We start from the raw sequence: 18,273 nt of genomic DNA, 5'->3' as shown, positions 1-18,273 counted from the left end.
TATTAAAAACCGTTCAATTTTTCAAATGCCACAATGGAATCTGGAGAGACCGGATGGGTCGAAGCATAAAATTCATTCCAGCGAACGAATTGACCATTCAAGCGGACAGACAAAAAGAAGGTGGCGCTGTCTTTCGGAGAAAGCCTGCCAAGCACCGATTGCACACCAACAGAATCGCCCACCGACAAAGAGTCGTTCAAGGCGCCCATACCCGACGTCTTGCTGGTTACATTGTAACCGTGGTCAATTTCAACAAAGTAACCTAAAGAATCTTTGCCCGATTCAAGAACGCGCCCCGAAAGCACCGGATAAATAGGCGCCTCTCCAATACCGCTAAAGACATCCATGGCAAGCAAGGATTCCTGGCCTTCGAAGTCAAAGCCTTCATCAATTGAAAATGCAGACCACTCCAACGGAAGCCTCGGGCACACTCCCGGGAACTTGCAACCCGTCGCCTTGGATACCCATATGTAGGAGGAATCAGGCTTCATATAACGCAAATAGACCGCGGTCGTACTGTCTTCGTGCATCACCAACAAGGGGCTTTCAATATTTTGCACCGGGGCTATCCAATGGAGTTTGGACTTTTCGGACTTGCGAAGCCCCGCCACGTAACGCAGGAACGGATTCGGCAAGCGACGCGCCGGAACAGAATCCACGACAATCCAGGAACACTGGGCAAGGCTCTGTTTTAACAGGAAGGGCGTACCACCATAAGCGGCACAACGCGTTTCCCAAGTTTCAACAGGAATTTCTTCTTTATTGCCCGGGAGCGGAAGCGCATTGGCTATTTTAGAAACAAGCCCCGACCAATACGCCATAAAGGCGGCTACGGCAACAAGCACAAGCCGGATTAATGGGAACTTATGTTGATTATTGAAAGATTTACGCTTTCTTTTGTATTCTTGAAACTCAACAGGCATCGGACTAGATGCAGAAGAACGCGAGAATTCCGCCCACCGCTGCAAGCAACAAGAGTACTACGATAATCACAGTCTTTGCCGAGGACGGTTCGTCATCGAACGGAACGTCTAGACCCTTCTTCTTGGAATTTTCCTCGGGTTCTTCTTTAGCAATCGCGTTGAAGCTCTTGGTAAAGCGACGATGTGCACCTGTATGACGGTCCAAGTGTGCAGACGGAGCGCCTTCGATAGAGCCCATGGTGCTGCCCATATTCTGGGAGGCAACCGGAGCCGGTTCTTCGGGAACAATATCGACTTCGGGTTTAATTTCGGCAGGAGCACTAGCCTGCAGCGAGAACGACATCATGTCTGCTTCGTATGCAAAGACCTTGATGTTCTTGTCGAGACCTGCCTTTTTGAGGCCTTCCAGAATCGTCTGGTTGTTCGTCAAAATGGCAAACATACCCTTACGATCGTCCATTTCCTGCTGGAACTGGATAAATGCATTATAGGCATCGCTATAGACAAAATCAAGACCAGTCAAGTCGACTGCCAAAAACTTTTCGTCTGTCTTTTCGGCGAGTAAAGCGCGAACGTCTTTCTTAAACTGTTCTGCGTCGAAAGCCCCAATCGGATTCAAGGGGGCCGACAACAAATCAAAAATTCCAACTTCGCGATAATTCTTTAATTGGGGCATGCTAAAAATATAGACTAATATTGGTTAGGGTTCAAGGACCTCATCGTCCGATTCAACGATATTTGGCTTTTTTGACCGATTTTGTACCTGTTCCGGAGCCGGGACGAGTTCTTCGACTGCACTTTCAGAAGGTGCGGCGGACTCTGTAGCGGCAGGCACTTCGGATGCCGCAGGCGCTTCGTAAGACTCCCGTTCCATCGCTTCGTAGGCGGCGTCGCTTTCTTCGGGTTCTTCAGTCAGGTTCTTGCTGACTGCCGGAGTTGCCTCCGGCGTGCCCGACCTAGGCGCATGGCTAAACAAGTACGGACTGATGCTCACGCTTACGCGATGCACCGGAGAAAGTACCGGGTGCGATTCGAACGCGTAGTCGACTTTTACAAATTTTGCAATAACTAGACCCGCACCCGCGGTCACGCTCTGGAGCGTGGTAAAGCTCGAAAGGCCCGCACGGAGCGAAAGGCCAAAGTCGAAGGTGTATTCGATACCGCCGCGACCGCCCGAAAGCCAATCCAGCGGATTTTCCCACACGCGCTTGCCGCGGGACTGGTCCATTTCGTAATCCAGGTCGCGAGCTTCACGGTGCAAAAGTTCGGCACCCTGCCAATACAGGTTCAACTTGCCATACAGGTAAGGCACCGGAAGTCCGTAACTGGCAGCGACATACAACTCCGGAGAAGAGTATTCGAACTCGCCCGATTCCCAACTGGTCGCCGAAGACGTCCAGCCCTTCAAGAGGGCCGACAAGTAAAGTTCATCGACCGCATTAAAGCGAAGTCCGGCATCGCCGCGGAAGCCCCAGCCGCTCTGATCCATTTCGCGGTAAAGGCCATGGAACCCGATACCTAAATCCAGGCGCTTGGTGAGCTTACGGCCGAAGGTTGCCGAAAACACCCAGTCTGCAATAGAAAGCGTGTTGTAGTTGGAACCTTCGGGCAGGGGTTCGCCCTCTTTAATGTAGGGAATATCGTCTGCACCGAATCTTGAAAAAGAAATACCTAAGCCCTGACCCACCCCGAGCGGCACCACCGCCGAGGCGTAGTCATACTTTGTATCTTCATAGTATTCGGTATGCGAAAAAGAAGCCCATGCGTAATTCACATTTGCAAGCTGGTAGGGGTTCGACATGAGCCCCAGGTAATCGCCATCGACGGCCATTGTCGCAGAACCCAATGCGGCAGAACGCGCACCCGGTTCAATATCCAAGGTCGCATTCGCACCTACCACTCGGTCGGCGGCAAAAGAATTCGCAACAGCAATTAAAGCAATACAAACAGAATTTTTCGCAAATGTCATACTTTGACCTTCAAGATAGATTATTTTTGGTTTGCAGACCAGTGAAAAAGTATTTTAGATGAACCTTTCGGAACACATCGAGCAATATTTACAGTACATCGCGGACCGGCGACGTTTTTCGCCGCGCACAATCGACACGTACCGCAAGTCGCTCACAAAATTTCTGGAACATCTCGGCGAAGGCGCAGCCGAATTTCCGCTAAACGCATTCTCGGAATCGAGCGTCAAGACGTTCGTGTGGGACTTGAAGATGAAGCAGAAACTTGCGCCTACAAGCATTTGCGAACACTTGGCCGCCCTAAAGAGTTTCGGCAAGTACCTGGTCAAGAGCAAAATTTGCGAAAAGAATCCGGCCGAAAACGTCCCCATGCCCAAACGCCCCAAGCGCTTGGTGAACGTTCTTGGACAAAAAGACCTAGCCGAAGAAAAATTTCCGGAACTGCCTGCCGACGCAAAACTCCCGCAGGTACGGGCGCGCATTCTGCTCGAGCTCATCTACGGATCCGGGCTCCGCATTTCGGAATGCCAGAATCTCACCTGGGACCGCATCGACACTAACGCCAAACTCGTACGCGTGCTCGGCAAGGGCAACAAGGAACGCATTGTTCCGCTTACCGAAAGTTTCATCGACCGCATCGCAAATTACAAACAAATGCAAATGCAGGCGGGGCACATGCCCACTGCCACGGGCTACGTATTCCTGAGCGAAGACGGCAAGCCTTTCGGCCTGCGCACGCTTCGAAACGACATCCAGCACCTGCTCCGCGAAATCGGTTGGGAAGGTAAAGCGAGCCCGCACGTGCTCCGCCATAGCTTTGCTACGCACCTGCTCGAAAACGGCGCCGAAATCATGAGCGTCAAAGAGATGCTCGGGCATTCGAACATCTCCACCACTCAGGTCTATACTCATGTAAATGCAGAACGCCTGCGAGAAGCTTTCAAGAAAACGCACCCGCGTGCTTAATTTTTTTAGAAGAAACTTCCCTTGATGCCGACGGCGATAGTCCACTGTTGGCCAAAGTCACTCCAGTCGGGAGCGTCCCACTTGCGCATGGGGCTTTCGTCGTATTCGTCATCGGGGTCAGCGGCGTTACTCTTGTCGTGGAGCGGTAAGGAGACCGCGAGGAACACCGGGAAGTCCGCATTCGAAAATTCGATGCCGTAGGCAAACGCCACGGACCACGCCTGATGATCGGGGTCGGGGCGCGGGTCGTAAGTTCCGACCTTTTCGGAATTGATCCATGCAACTCCGAGCGGCACCGAGATATTCACGCCGAAGCTCTGCACGATTCCCGGACGACCGCGATAGCCGTAAGCAATGGAGCCACCCACCGAAGGCGGAGTGTAGGCGCCCAAATCGTTTTCGCCATAAGGCTTGAAGCGGTATTCAAAGCGGTCGCCTTCGTGTTCCATGTCCTTCCAGTAAGAATCGTTGAATTCGTTCTCTCCCGAAATCAGGTGCATGGCAAACGGGTGCGTGTAGCTAAGGCCGTAAAGCCAGATTCCCTTGTCGGTATCGCGGCTGTAGTCCCAACCGAGCGTAAGCGAATACAGGCCCGAGCCCTTCTGGAAACTGCTCGGCAACAGTTCCTTGCCGGAATCCGTACCGCGTTTGATGTCGTACTGACCCGTGGGTATGGTGAGACTTGCCGAAAGCGATGCGGCACCACCGCTACCGATTGTCTTGCTAAAGTCAATGGACACATCGCCCACGCCGCCCGTAGTGCGGTCTGCCGGAATTTGGTTACTGCGGTACTGCACTTCGCCGCTATGGCTCATCCAAGGAATTGACACACCGAGCTTGGTTGACCAAGTCGGCTTGATAGACAGATGCGGCGTGAACGAGACACCCGTGAAATTCTGGCCGACCGTATACTTGGTAAACGCTTCGACTTCGAGGTAACCGCCAGAAACACCCTGGCCTATCCACTTGATGCCATCGCCCGAACCACCACCGGAGCCGCCCGCACCGCAGCCACCGATAGATTTCCACGGAGTCGAAACTTCTACAGGAGCATTAAAACCGGCATAAAATGCGCCACCTGCCACTAGAGCCAAGGCAACGCCAGACAAAATCCCGCTAAATAAATTCTTCTTCATCTTTTACCTCACGGGAGTTTCAGCAAATAGCCATTGTTCGCACCGGTTGCCAAGAAAAATCCATCAGGCGAACGTCCACCAATCATCGGGATCTGCGCAATTTCTTTGGCGTTGTCGACCCATTCAAATGCAAGGTCTGCAGGGGCATTAGCAGCCAACTTGATTTCACGCATCACCGTACGGCCTGCGCTACCGTTTTGCACCGATTCATCAGACAAATCATTCTTGTTCACGTACTGCGAACCCTGCGGAAATTCCGCCCATACCACAAAAAGGCGTCCGGCAAAAGAGAACCAGTGCGGCTGAACCGGTTCAGAAATCATACCGGAATTCTTTTCGATTTCATACGGTTCTGCGTCCTTCGAAAGTTCCTGAATAAAGGAGCGCCAACCCGTCATCGCAGCGTTAATCACGTTGTAAACTACATACTTGCCATCCGGCGAAATCATGGGGCTATCCATCATCCAGCCATCGACACCGGAGGGTTTCTTGAGCGTAATGGCCTTCTTGGCTCCGCCATTGGCGTAGTCCACAAATACAATCTGGTCTTTCTTGTTCACATAAACCAGACGCACATCGCTTGTGCCGAAGAATCCTTCAACCTTGGAATCATCGGCCGAAGAATCAAGCACGGCATCGGGACTTACCCACAAGTGCGGAGTCGCAAATTCGCTAATATCCTTGTCGTAGAAGAAGAACTGTTTCTTGTCAGACATACGGACTGCAAAAACGCCATAATCCAGATTTTCGCAAGCCTTGTTCCCCTTGGTATCGTAAGCACGGAGCGCCACAATATAGTTCGGGTGCGTACTCCATTCCGGATCCTGGAACTGGCAATCGCCCGCTTCAGTATCACGCATCAAATACCAAAGAACCTTACCCGAGGTGTCGGACACCGAAAGACGGTCATGCTGCACCACCTTCGAAGTCGTGTACACGGAATCGGGGGCTTCTACATTCAGCTTGCCGCCAAAGTTCAGCCAAAGCATTGCAGCCGGATAATTTTCAGGATCCTGGGAAACGGAAGGGTTGCAAATTTGCTTGCCACCGTTCACCGCAACAATCGAGCCCGTTTCAGTCTTTTCATTGGAGGTTTCAGAACCCGCAAACTGTTCCGGCTCGTAAACACAAGCCGAAAGGGCAAATAATAAAGACAATGAGGCGAGTTTTAAATAACGCATTGTCCGAAATATACTAAAACTTGACACGTCTCACATGGTAGAAATAGATTCCCGCGATAACAGAAATCGTAAGAATCCAGCTTATCGGGTATACAACCATCAGCGAAGCGAAAGATTTGTACCGAGGGAACACGAAAATCACCCAGAGAATGCGGATTCCGCAAACGCCGACCATGCAGGTAAGGGCCGGAGCCAGGGACTTGCCCATTCCCGAAAGCGCTCCTGAAAACACATCCAGGAACACGTTGATCGCCAGGAGCCCCACCACCACATACATACGGATAGATGCAATTTCAATAATTTCGACATTGGACGTAAACACGCTCAGCATGGGCTTTGCGAAAATGCAGCAAAGCGCGCTCAAGACAACTGTAGAGCAACACCCCAGCAAAAGCGACCAGCGGACCGTACGGCGGCAACGTTCCATATTCTTCGCGCCGTAATTCTGCCCCACGAAAGTCACGCACGCCTGCGAAAAAGAACTCAGCCAGTAGTACACCACGAATTCGTAATTGAGGGCTATCGACGAAGCCGCCACCGTTGCAGAACCGAGGCTATTGATAGCCGACTGCAGGCACACATTGCTAAACGAGAACACGACGCCGCGAAGCCCTGTCGGAATCCCCACGCGCAGAATGCGGCTCAAGAAGAAGGGCGTCACACGCAACTTCCAGAACTCCAACTTAAATGGGCCCACCTCATGCAACAGGAGGTAGAACAACGTAACGCCACTGATGGTATTTGCAAACACTGTCGCAATCGCCACGCCCGACACGCCCATGTCAAAGCCGGCCACCAAAATCAGGTTCAGTACCACGTTCACCGCACCCGCCACCATAAGCACGTACAGCGGGCGTTTTGTATCGCCCTTGCTGCGCAAGACCGCCGACACAAAGTTATACACCATCACGAAGGGCATTCCCGCAAAGTAGATTTGCAGGTATCGCACCGCCATGTCCAACACGTCTACCGGAGTCGAAATCAACTCAAGAATCGGCCTTGCAAAAAAGATTCCCACAAACGAAAGCAAAATCCCACTAAAGAACGATACCATCACCGACGTATGAACGCTGCGGGTGATAGAACGGTAGCTTCGCTCGCCAATGGAATTGGCTACCACCACATTCGCCCCGACCGAAATGCCCACGAACAAGTTGATCAGCAAATTGATGACGAAGGTATTTGCGCCAACGGCCGCCAAAGCCTTGTCACCCGCAAACTGCCCCACCACGGCGACATCTGCCAAGTTAAACATCTGCTGGAAAATACTGCTCAAGGCAATAGGAATGGCAAACCTCAGGATTTTTCTCCCAAGGGAGCCATTCAGCATATCGATGTTCGTCTTTGACGAGTGGCTAGCCATAAGTTTCTTGACCATGAACCTTAAAAACGGGCGTAAATTTAGATTTTCATGGGACAGCCTACAAGGGCATTTTTCTACCTTTACATCGCAAAAAAACGAGCGGCAGATAGGTAGCCGCCAAAACTGGAGATTATCATGGGTTTTAAATGCGGTATCGTAGGCCTCCCCAACGTGGGCAAGTCCACCATCTTTAACGCCATCACCAACGCCGGCGCCGAAGCGGCCAACTACCCCTTCTGCACCATCGAACCGAACGTGGGCATGGTGAGCGTGCCGGACAGCCGCCTCGACGAACTGGTCAAGGTCTACAATCCGAAATCCATCGTTCCCGCCGTTACAGAATTTGTGGACATTGCAGGTCTTGTAAAGGGTGCCGCCCAGGGCGAAGGCCTCGGCAACCAGTTCCTGACCCACATTCGTGAATGCGAAGCTATCATGGAAGTCATTCGCTGCTTCGATGACGAAAACATTGTGCACGTGCACGGTTCCGTAGACCCGGTCCGCGACGTGGAAATCATCGAGACCGAACTGATTCTAAAAGACCTCGACTCTGTCGAAAAGCGCCTCGCCACCGAAGCCAAGGCCGCCCGCATGGGGGGGGCCGAAGCCAAGGCCCGCCTCGCCGCTTGCGAAAAACTCCGCGACGCCTTCCAGGAAGGCAAGGCCGCCCGCACCGTGATGCACGACAGCGAAGAAATGGAACTCATCGTGAAAGACTTGGCCTTGCTGACCGCAAAACCGCTCTTCTACTGCGCCAACGTGAAGGAAGACGACATCCTCACCGGTAACGCCTACGTAGAAAAGCTCAAGGAATACGCCGCCGCAAACGGCCACGAAGTCATCATGATCAGCGGCAAGATCGAAGAAGAACTCTCTGCCATGGAACCTGCGGACAAGGCCGAATTCCTGAAGGAACTCGGCATGAAGGAATCGGGCCTCGACGCCGTGGTCCGTAAGGGTTACGAAATCCTCGGACTGCGTACCTTCTTTACCGCCGGCGAAAAGGAATGCCGCGCCTGGACGTTCCACGCAGGCTACAAGGCCCCGCAATGCGCAGGCGTGATTCACACCGACTTCGAACGCGGCTTTATTCGCGCAGAAACCTTGAGCTACGAAGACTTCCTAAAGCATGGCAGTTGGAACGCCGCCAAGGAAGCAGGCCTTGTCCGCACCGAAGGCAAGGACTACGTGGTACAGGATGGCGACATCATGTACTTCCTGTTCAATGTGTAATGTGGAATGTGGGATGTGGAATTAATCATTACACATTTCACACTACACATTAAAAAACTCGCCTTATGGCGAGTTTTTTCTTTTGGCGAGTTTTTTTACTTCTTTTTCGCGGCGCGTTTTGCCTTGATTTCTTCTACAATCGGCCGGATGATTGTCGCGAGGTTCATCGCAGTTCCTATCAGAATCATGAACGATGCCGCATGAATTCCGGGACCGGGTTCCACCTGCAGCAAGGGGACTCCCATTGCGGAATTAATCTGAGCTAGTCTTGAAAGGAAAAACCACATCGAAACCATCGTGAGCATTCCCATAGTAATGGATCCCAGCGGAGTCAGCAAAGCGAACAGCCCCGCAAGAACCGCCCCCACCAAAATGACATAAAGGAACGGCAACGGTTCCATCTTCGGGAAATGGGGCATGGTCTGCCGGAACTTTTCCATGGCAGAAGGATTCCCTGTTTCCATTTTTTTCAGAATACCCAAAGCCGGTTCTTTCAGTTCCTGTTCCAAATCGAGGCCCATGGCAAGCTCATACAGGTTGGGCTCGGCCACCACATCCTTTTCGGCACAAGAAACATTTGCCAGTGGCAAGAGCAATGCCACAATCACCAGCAAATAGGGAATCGCAGTCAGCCTTTTAAAAAGGCGCATCGTTTTTTCATTCATTATTTCAGTTGACCTTCAAAGAGGTTTCTCGGGAATGCGCAACGGAAACCGATGGCATCAGACCAGTAGCGCGGATCTTCGTCATCACTTTCAGTCAGGTTCAAGAGAGATTCCTTGTCTTTCCAGGAACCACCCTTGTAAATCTTGGTAGAGCCCATCATGGCACCCGTCGGGTTAGAAGATTCTACCCAGACCGAGAACATGAAGTACTTGTCCTTGGTCCATTCGGCAACGTTACCCGACATGTCGAAAATGCCCCAGGCGTTAGGCTTCTTGGTGCTTACCGGCTGCGGACCGTATTCGGGGCTCTTCTTACCGCGGCTATAGGAGTTAGCCTTGTAAATGGCGTACACACCCGGGTTCGGGTTTTCGTCAAGTGTCCAGAGAGCACCTTCGTTGTTGTCGGCGCGACCGGCAAATTCCCACTGGGCTTCCGTGGGCAAGTCACCACCGATAGCCTTGCAGAATTCTTGAGCGTCGGTCCAGGTAATGTTATGTACCGGATGACGGGGGCCCGTAAAGGTAGAACGATCCTCGATGCGCTTCGTAGAATCCACCTTGGCCATTACATCCTTGAAGAACTGCTGGGTGACTTCAGTGGTATGAATTGCATAGGGAGACAGAGCCACGACCTTACCCTTGTAACGGAAGGACCCGGAATCGATCAAGGCCACCGTACCACGGTCGCGATCGCGAATGACGCGCGGCACCTTCATGGAAACATCCATCACTACGCCGCTTTCGTCAACCTTAAGCACCTTGGGCTTGGGTTCCTGCACCTTATGGGCAGCTTCTTCCACCGGGCGGTTCAGCCATTCCTGAACTTCGGGGTCGTCGTAAATGTACTGCGGGAGTTCAAAGACACCTTGGCTCTTGACCGGCTTATCGTTCACCACCAGTTCGTGCTTGATATAGCGGTAATGGTGACGTCCCTTCAAGTCGCCTTCATGGTAAATCCACACGGGCTTGTTTCTTTCGATCGTGATCGTGGCTCGAGAAGAAGCACCCGACGTTAGCAGGGCAAACAGGGAATCGGCGGTATAGCCTTCGGCATTGCCGACCCAAGACACGTCATAACGATCTCCCTTCTTACCATAGTTAATGCGGACTGCGGCCATTCTGCACACACGTTTCGTCTTGATTACGGGTTCGGCGGGAACGGCAGCGGCGGCTGTAGAGTCCTTGACTGTCGTATCCTTGGGTGCATTTGCCTTCGCAATGGAATCCTGTTTAGCCTGCTCACGCATGGCAACAGAATCGATTACGTCTTCGCAGAGTTTTTCGTCGTTAACCGCTTCAATAGACGTAGGCACGAGGGAAACCTTATGAGGAATAGCCTGCAGGCTGTCGATTTTACGACGCAAGGCCACATTCACGACACTGGCAGACCCCATCCTGTTCATACGCCAGTAAAGTTTGGCTTCGTCGCGCTTGCCCTCGTAACGTTTGCGATACTGGACATAAACGCTATCGTCGGAAGAAACGCCCAGCAAGAGCGGCTTGCGGAGTTTCGGGTAAATCTTGTCAAATTCGTTGGTGTCCACCTTTTCGATAGAATTCTGGACATCGTGAGTAAGAACGTCAAACAGGTGTTCGGTTTCTTCGAGAGTCTTGGCAACAGAAACCGCATGCAAAGTCACCGTGGTCGTTGCCTTGACCTTGGAGGCAGTATCTACAACCGGCAACTCCGGTTTAAGTTCCACCATGGAGCCACCGGGAACAGAAACGGCGTCTACATAAGGCAGATAATTCGGAGCAGAGAAAGAGAAAGCATACATTCCCGGATTTATAGGGTACAGCAGAGACGGCACTTCTTTCATGGGCGCGGTCAGAGAAATCGCTTCCAGTCCCTTGATATTGGACTTGAGTGAAATGATTCCCGGGCGATCCGTTTCATGGATGGTCTGCCACTGGCCATTTTTTCTGAAATAAAGTTTGGGCACGCGGGGAGAATACAGATATTCTTTATCAAAGTAAATATCGGCTTCATCCTGGAAGGCTCTGGAAGTCTGAGAACCGTAAAAACGCAAAAGCATGACTTCGGCCGGTTTCAGATAGTTGTCTGCCAAGCTAAAGGCATGTAGTTTTTCGAAATTCTTAGCATCGATAGGACCGGAGAACCAGAGATATTCCTTAGGTCCCTTCTTATGGCGCATGAACATGATGTTCGGGCGGAGAGGAACCATCGGGGCTTCCGACAAGATCATGGTTTCCTTTTTGACAATCGCCATATTGGCGACAGGCTCCATCAGAACACCCTCTTTAAACATAGTAGGGGGAATCCTGAAATTCTTGTCGCTATCAGCTGCCCAAATCAGAATCGGCAACAGCAACAAAAGCGGAAGCATTCGTGTAAAGGACATATTTTCTCCTATTCTCATATCAAAATGAAATATAAAAATATTTCTTTTTTTTCACATAACGACGCCGTTTCTAGCCTTGATTCACCCCCATTTTGAGCAGATGGCCACCTTCGGATCCCCCAACCGGGCCTAATTCCACCTTCCAATCCGAGAGACGGATAATGTCCGGGTGGTGTTCGATAACGATAACCGTATCGCCGCGAGCAGAGAGTTTACGGAGCATGTTCCAGAGAATTTGAATGTCCTTGAGGTGCAAGCCTGTAGTCGGTTCGTCGAGCAGGTAGACCATTTCCTGGGCAGGTTTACGGGCAAGTTCCGCAGCTAATTTAAGGCGTTGGGATTCGCCGCCGCTGAGCGTGGTGACAGACTGGCCGAGCTTTACATACGGGAGGCCCACATCGCGCAAGCATTCCAGTTTCGGGAGAATTTTAGGTTGGTCCTTGAAGAATTCGCAAGCTTCGGCCACGCGCATGTCGAGCACATCGGCGATATTCTTGCCCTTGAACGTGACGGTGAGCGTTTCTTGATTGTAACGCTTGCCGCCGCAGACATCGCAGACTTCCCACACGTCCGAAAGAAAGTGCATTTCCACCGAAATGGCGCCGCGGCCCTCGCAGGCCTCGCAGCGGCCACGAGCCAAGTTGTAGCTGAAGCGGCCATAATCAAAGCCCTTCAACTTGGCTTGCGGCAGTTTGGCGAATAGCCTACGGATTTCGTCAAACACGCCCGTAAAACTGGCGGGCGTGCTGCGAGGCGTCCCCGAAATCGGGCTCTGGTCCACCAGCAACACTTCGCCGCTCTGTTTTTTGCGACCGCGTGCCTGGAATTTCTTCTTGAGGCGCGGGTAGATTTCGTCCATGACCATGGAGCTCTTGCCCGAACCCGAAACACCGCAGACAACGCTAATCGCGCCCTTCGGGAATTTTACAGACAAATTCTTAAGGTTGTTGTGATTCAACTTTTCGAATTCGTAGAATTCCGTGGAATCGGTAATGGGCTTTGCCGCAATTTCATTCGCCATCGGGATGGTGTGCGTCAAATACTTGACAGTCTCGCTGCGCGGGAACTGCTGCAAGGCATAAGGCTTGGAAAGCTGTTCCGGAGAACCTTCGGCGACGACTTCACCGCCGAACTCGCCCGCCGCCGGGCCCATGTCAATAATGTGGTCGGCCGCCTGCATCATCTTCATGTCGTGTTCCACCACCACGAGCGTGTTTCCCAAATCGCGCAGGCGGTAAAGCGTATCGAGCAGCATGGCAGTATCGCTTTCGTGCAGGCCCACCGTGGGTTCGTCAAGCACATAGAGCACGCCTTCGAGGCCGCTACCGATCTGGCTTGCGAGGCGAATTCTCTGAGATTCACCACCGCTGAGCGTGTCGCCCGCGCGGTCGAGGCCAATGTAGCCAAGGCCCACGCCCTTCAAGAAATTGAGACGACCGACAATTTCACGGAGCAAAGGTTCGGCAACCGTCATCTTACCGTCGGCATTCTTGTCTTTTCCGAAGTTGTCGCGCTTGAAGTTTTCGTTGCTGAACCATTCGAGCGCCTGGGCGATGCTCATGTGGTTCACATCCATAATGTTCTTGTCGCCGATACGGACCGCCAGATATTCCGGTTTCAAGCGTTCGCCGTGACAATCCGGGCAAACTTCGCCATCCTTAAAGTGGCCGAGGCCAAGGCAGGTTTCGCAGGCACCCCAGTGCGTGTTGAAACTGAAGTGCTTCGGGTTCAGCGCCGAATCCATGTACCAGCCGCAATCGGGGCAGCCCGGCTTTTCGGAGCAGGCCAAGCGACCGCCCTTTTCGTCTTCCACATAAAGGATTCCATTGCCGTCGCGGTAACCGCGTTCAAAGGCTTCTACCAAGCGGGCGCGATTTTCTTCCTTGACCACCACCGTATCGACCACAGCGAACAACTGCTTTTCGCGGGTCGGAATCTTCGGCAGCGGGAGTTCCACCAGCTTATCGCCGAGGTAAACCTTGCGGTAACCCTTTTCCGTGAGAATCTTGGAAAGCTTCAGCACATCCTTGATTTCGAACGGGGCAAGCACCGTGACTTTCTTGTTCAAGTCGCGGTCGAAGGCGTATTGCATCAGGTCGCCCGCGCTGTACGAAGACACGGGCTTCCCGCATTTCAAGCAATGCGGGGTGCCGACCCTCGCCCAGAAAATGCGGAAGTAATCATAGATTTCGGTGAGGGTCGCCACCGTAGAGCGCGGGCTCTTGCTCGCACTCTTCTGGTCAATCGCAATCGCAGGAGCCAAGCCCGAAATCGAATCGATGCTCCCGTGGTCAGGGCGGCCCAAGAAGCGGCGGGCATACGTGCTCAAGGTTTCCACAAAGCGGCGCTGGCCTTCGCTAAACAGCGTATGGAAAGCAAGGCTCGACTTGCCAGAGCCCGAAACGCCTGTGACCACCGTAAGCTTGTGACGCGGAATCGTCACGTCGATGTTCTTGAGGTTGTGCTTGCGGGCGCCATGCACCTCGATATCGAGCGACAAGTCTTCGCCGCCCTTGAGCGTGCGGTCAAAATGCCGATTTTCGCCGTGCTTTTTCGCAAGCACCGGCGCGAGGTACTTACCCGTCTCGGACTTCTTGCTCTTCGCAATCTGTTCCGGCGTACCTGTCGCAATCACGCGACCGCCGTGGATACCCGCATCCGGGCCCAAATCGATAATCCAGTCGGCGCACTTGATCACGTCCAGGTTATGTTCGATAATCACAACGCTGTTGCCGAGGCTGCGCAGGCGATTCAGGCAATCCATGAGCTTGCGGATATCTTCAAAGTGCAAGCCCGTCGTCGGTTCGTCGAGCAGGTAAAGCGTCTTGCCGGTACCCGGGCGGCGCAGTTCAGAAGCAATTTTAATGCGCTGCGCTTCACCGCCGCTGAGCGTTGTCGAAGGCTGGCCCAAAGTGAGGTAGCCGAGGCCCACCTCCACAAGCAAATTCAGCGGTTCTGCAATCTTCGGAATATCCTTGAAGAATTCCGCTGCATCGGCAATGCTCATGTCCAAAATTTCGGAGACGTTCTTGCCCTTGAAATACACTTCGCGCGTGGCATCGTTAAAGCGCTTGCCACCGCAGACTTCGCAAGTCACCTGCACGCTGGGCAAAATGTGCATATCCACGATTTTCACGCCCGCGCCTTCGCAGGCATCGCAGCGGCCTCCCTTCACGTTGAAGCTAAAACGGCTCTTGCTGTAACCGCGAATTTTGCTTTCTTCCATGCTGGCGAAAAGGTCGCGGATATCGTCCCAAATCTTGGTGTACGTTGCCGGGTTGCTTCGCGGCGTGCGGCCAATCGGCGTCTGGTCGATTTCAATCACCTTGTCGATGTTTTCGAGGCCTTCCAGATGGTCGAACTTGCCTACCGGTTCTTCGGAGTTATAGAACACGCGGGCCAGTTCGCGGCGCAGAATCTGGTTAATCAGCGTACTCTTGCCGGAGCCCGAAACGCCCGTCACCACCGTGAGCGCGCCATCGAGCGGGATTTCCACATCAATGTTTTTCAGGTTGTTTTCCGCCGCACCGCAAATCTTGAGTTTCGGCGTATTCTTGTCAATCTTCTTGCGCTTCTCGGGAATCTCGATTGCCTTACGGCCACTCAAATAAGCGCCCGTCAGCGAAGCCTTGTTCTTCTCGAGTTCCTCGACGGTTCCAGCCGCAATCACGCGACCGCCTTCCACGCCGGCACCCGGCCCCACGTCAATCACGCAGTCCGCATGGCGCATGGTATCTTCGTCGTGTTCCACGATAATCAGGGAATTGCCCTGCGCACGCAAATGTTCCAACATCCCGAGCAGTTTATCGTTATCGCGCGGGTGGAGCCCGATGCTCGGCTCGTCAAGCACGTAAAGCACGCCCTGCAGGCCGGCGCCCACGGCACTTGCCAAACGAATGCGTTGGGCCTCGCCGCCACTCAAAGTAGAAGCCTTGCGGTTGATGGTCAAGTACCCCAGCCCCACCGCATTCAGGAAACTCAAACGCCCGCGGATTTCTTTCAGAATTTCCTTGCCGATTCGCTTTTCCTTTTCGGACAAGTCAATCTTGTTGAAAAATTCCACCGACTTCTCGACGGACCATTCCGTCATCTCAGTCAGATTCACTCCATGAAACGTGACCGCATTCGCCGTACGGTTGATGCGCGTGCCGTGGCATTCAGGGCAAACGCCAATCTGCATGTACTTGCGGAAGTGGTAAATGTGCCACATGTCCCACAGTTCTTCCATGATGGGCATGATTCCCCGTTCGCTCCCGCTGGGCGTGCCGTACAAGACGGCATCCTGTTGCGCCTTCTTGAGCTTGTTCCACGGCGTATCCAGCGAGAAATGCATCTCGTTCGCGATGTTGCGCAAGTTGCGGCGGCCGAAGTCGCTGAAAATCAGCGTGCCGTCATCCTTCTTGATCGTCGCGATGCAGCCGTCCTTAATCGATTTCGTCTTGTCCGGGATAATCAAGTCCAAATCAAACTTGAAGCTTTCGCCCATACCCTTACAGGCGGGGCAGCGGCCCTTCGGGTCGTTAAAGCTGAAGAACCGCGGTTCCAGTTCCGGGATGGAGATACCGCACTTGGGGCAAGCGAGCAGCGTACCCTGTAGGCGGTATTCTTCCTTGGCCGACGCATTTCCAGTCTGCGACGCATCCCCCGCACCTGCAGAACCGCCCGCCGACAGCAAGAAACTCACCAGCTTCCCGTCGGTCAGTTTCAAAGCGCCTTCCAGCGCCTCGCGCAGGCGGCTCATGTTCTTGCGTTCCAGCGTCAAGCGGTCAATCACCGCTTCAATCGTGTGCTTCTCGTAACGCACCAGCGCAGGCACTTCTTCAAGCCTGTAAATCGTGCCGTCCACACGGGCACGCACAAAGCCGTTTTCCTTGAGTTCGGCCAGTTCCTTGCGGTATTCGCCCTTGCGCTCCTGCACAATCGGCGCCATCACCGTAATCTGTTTGCCTTCATCACTCACATACAAATTATCAACAATCTGGTCCACCGTCTGCGCCTGGATTACTCGCCCGCAATCGGGGCAATGCGGCACGCCGAGGCGGGCAAAAAGCAAGCGATAATGGTCCAAAATCTCCACCACCGTACCCACCGTCGAACGCGGGTTACGGTTCACCGTCTTCTGGTCAATCGAAATCGTCGGCGAAATACCGCGCACGCTCTCTACCTCGGGGTGTTTCATGCGGCCAATGAACTGGCGCGCGTACGCCGAGAGCGACTCCACAAAACGGCGCTGGCCTTCTTGGAACACCGTATCGAACGCGAGGCTCGACTTGCCCGAACCGGAAACGCCAGTTACCACCACGATGGAATCGCGGGGAATGGAAAGGTTCACATGGCGGAGGTTATGTTCGTGCGCGTCGCGGATTTCAATAGACTTTGTCATGTGCCGCAATATAGAAAAAGACGGCTTAGCCGTCTAATTTTAGTGAACATTTGTGTAGAAAACCTATTCCGTCAGGACCTCTATACAGCGAACCGAAAAGCCCATGTCTACGTAATGATACGACCACGCAGCCCTATCTGCGTAATACATAGACACATAATCAGCATAAGTGTCGCCCTTACTCGTCCAGAAACGAGCCGCATTGCCCAATTCGCTATACTTCCCATCCGTGGACCTCAAGCCAGCAGGAATAGCCGAAAAGCCTAATGAATCCGTACCGTTTCCATCGTTACCGAAACCGTTCTTAAACCACCCAATCGTTGATTTCAAAATTCGGCCCGCTGCACTAGTGCTACCACAAGAATCAAGCAACTCCTGCCATTCTTGCGGAGAAGGCAAACTCCAACCCTCAGGGCACGCAACCTTTGCCGCTTTCCACGTATAAAGGCGTCCCGTCACTTCGCAATGTTGTTCTATATCATCATAGCACCAACTTTCACCTTCCACTTTTTCGCCATTATAGTTCAGGTTCTGCGCCATCCACCTGCGGTTTGCAATATTCACGACATGGTATACTTGCCAGTCACGTGTATCAACTACCAAATCGTATACAATATTGGGATTCAAATAGTCTTTTGCCAAAATACTCCAGTCCCACACATTGATAACAGCATCAGCAGATGAAGATTCCAATATATCAGAAGAAGATGCCAGGGTGGCAGAAGATGAACTTGCAACAACCGAAGAGGATGAGGAAATCGGATTAACGGCAGAAGACGAGCTCGCTACAACCGAAGAGGACGACTCCAAAACAGCAGATGAGGATGACGATTTCCTTTTGGGCATTGAAGTCGAAGTCCCTGGCTGCTGGAAGTACAGAACACCGTCTTTTGCCTCGGGGATTCCGTCAAATTCAGAAACCTCGGCGGAATCCGTCAACTCGTCATCAGACTCATTTTCGAGATCCACAATGGAATTGACATCGTGCGTATAACCGTTTTCACTGGAACACGCCCAAAAAAGCAGTGAACCCGAAAGCGCAAGCAGCGATATTCCAAACAAATAGTTTCTCAAGTCCCCACCTACTAAGAGC

Annotated in this window: 12 protein-coding genes; 2 read left to right on the top strand and 10 right to left on the bottom strand. The window is 52.7% G+C overall.

Annotation, left to right across the window (positions count from 1 at the left end):
* Positions 1-2 precede the first annotated feature (2 nt).
* The 3 genes from B9Y58_RS00600 to B9Y58_RS00590 form a co-directional block, all read right to left on the bottom strand.
* A complete protein-coding gene (locus B9Y58_RS00600; RefSeq protein ID WP_233247788.1) occupies positions 3-845 on the bottom strand; it encodes a M23 family metallopeptidase in 843 nt (280 codons plus the stop codon).
* 82 nt (positions 846-927) lie between these two features.
* Positions 928-1,599 (bottom strand): STAS domain-containing protein, encoded by a 672-nt coding sequence (locus B9Y58_RS00595; protein ID WP_073053392.1) that lies wholly within the window; start codon positions 1,597-1,599, stop codon positions 928-930.
* 24 nt (positions 1,600-1,623) lie between these two features.
* Positions 1,624-2,892 (bottom strand): PorV/PorQ family protein, encoded by a 1,269-nt coding sequence (locus B9Y58_RS00590; protein ID WP_073053391.1) that lies wholly within the window; start codon positions 2,890-2,892, stop codon positions 1,624-1,626.
* Positions 2,893-2,950: 58 nt separating this feature from the next.
* Here B9Y58_RS00590 and B9Y58_RS00585 point away from each other — a divergent pair, with 58 nt between their 5' ends.
* Complete coding sequence (locus B9Y58_RS00585) at positions 2,951-3,856, top strand: tyrosine-type recombinase/integrase (RefSeq protein ID WP_073053390.1); 906 nt, start codon at positions 2,951-2,953, stop codon at positions 3,854-3,856.
* A 5-nt stretch (positions 3,857-3,861) separates the two neighbouring features.
* Here B9Y58_RS00585 and B9Y58_RS00580 read toward each other — a convergent pair whose 3' ends face one another.
* From B9Y58_RS00580 to B9Y58_RS00570, 3 genes are read right to left on the bottom strand one after another with little or no spacing between them, the layout of a single operon-like run.
* Positions 3,862-4,992 (bottom strand): hypothetical protein, encoded by a 1,131-nt coding sequence (locus tag B9Y58_RS00580; RefSeq protein ID WP_073053389.1) that lies wholly within the window; start codon positions 4,990-4,992, stop codon positions 3,862-3,864.
* An 8-nt stretch (positions 4,993-5,000) separates the two neighbouring features.
* On the bottom strand, positions 5,001-6,173 hold the full coding sequence (locus B9Y58_RS00575) for a hypothetical protein (RefSeq protein WP_073053384.1): 1,173 nt from the start codon (positions 6,171-6,173) through the stop codon (positions 5,001-5,003).
* A gap of 13 nt (positions 6,174-6,186) precedes the next feature.
* A complete protein-coding gene (locus B9Y58_RS00570; protein ID WP_233247787.1) occupies positions 6,187-7,551 on the bottom strand; it encodes an MATE family efflux transporter in 1,365 nt (454 codons plus the stop codon).
* A gap of 120 nt (positions 7,552-7,671) precedes the next feature.
* Between B9Y58_RS00570 and ychF the strand changes: the two genes are divergently transcribed.
* Positions 7,672-8,769 (top strand): redox-regulated ATPase YchF, encoded by a 1,098-nt coding sequence (ychF, locus tag B9Y58_RS00565; RefSeq protein ID WP_073053382.1) that lies wholly within the window; start codon positions 7,672-7,674, stop codon positions 8,767-8,769.
* Between the two features lie 95 nt (positions 8,770-8,864).
* On the opposite strand, the gene B9Y58_RS00560 is transcribed toward ychF, so the two are convergent.
* The 4 genes from B9Y58_RS00560 to B9Y58_RS00545 form a co-directional block, all read right to left on the bottom strand.
* Entirely contained in the window at positions 8,865-9,434 is a 570-nt protein-coding gene (locus B9Y58_RS00560; protein ID WP_073053380.1) for a hypothetical protein, read from the bottom strand.
* The gene (locus B9Y58_RS00555) at positions 9,434-11,797 is read right to left on the bottom strand and encodes a formylglycine-generating enzyme family protein (protein ID WP_158278293.1); all 2,364 of its coding nucleotides are present in this window, start codon (positions 11,795-11,797) and stop codon (positions 9,434-9,436) included. The genes B9Y58_RS00560 and B9Y58_RS00555 overlap by 1 nt, the downstream gene beginning before the upstream one ends.
* Positions 11,798-11,867: 70 nt before the next feature.
* The gene (gene uvrA, locus B9Y58_RS00550) at positions 11,868-17,180 is read right to left on the bottom strand and encodes an excinuclease ABC subunit UvrA (protein WP_085534720.1); all 5,313 of its coding nucleotides are present in this window, start codon (positions 17,178-17,180) and stop codon (positions 11,868-11,870) included.
* 63 nt (positions 17,181-17,243) lie between these two features.
* Complete coding sequence (locus B9Y58_RS00545) at positions 17,244-18,254, bottom strand: fibrobacter succinogenes major paralogous domain-containing protein (RefSeq protein WP_144066145.1); 1,011 nt, start codon at positions 18,252-18,254, stop codon at positions 17,244-17,246.
* Positions 18,255-18,273: the final 19 nt, after the last annotated feature.

The sequence above is a fragment of the Fibrobacter sp. UWB15 genome, from assembly GCF_900177705.1.
In the GTDB taxonomy this organism is placed as follows: Bacteria; Fibrobacterota; Fibrobacteria; order Fibrobacterales; family Fibrobacteraceae; genus Fibrobacter.
This window is presented reverse-complemented; position numbering and strand designations above follow the sequence as displayed.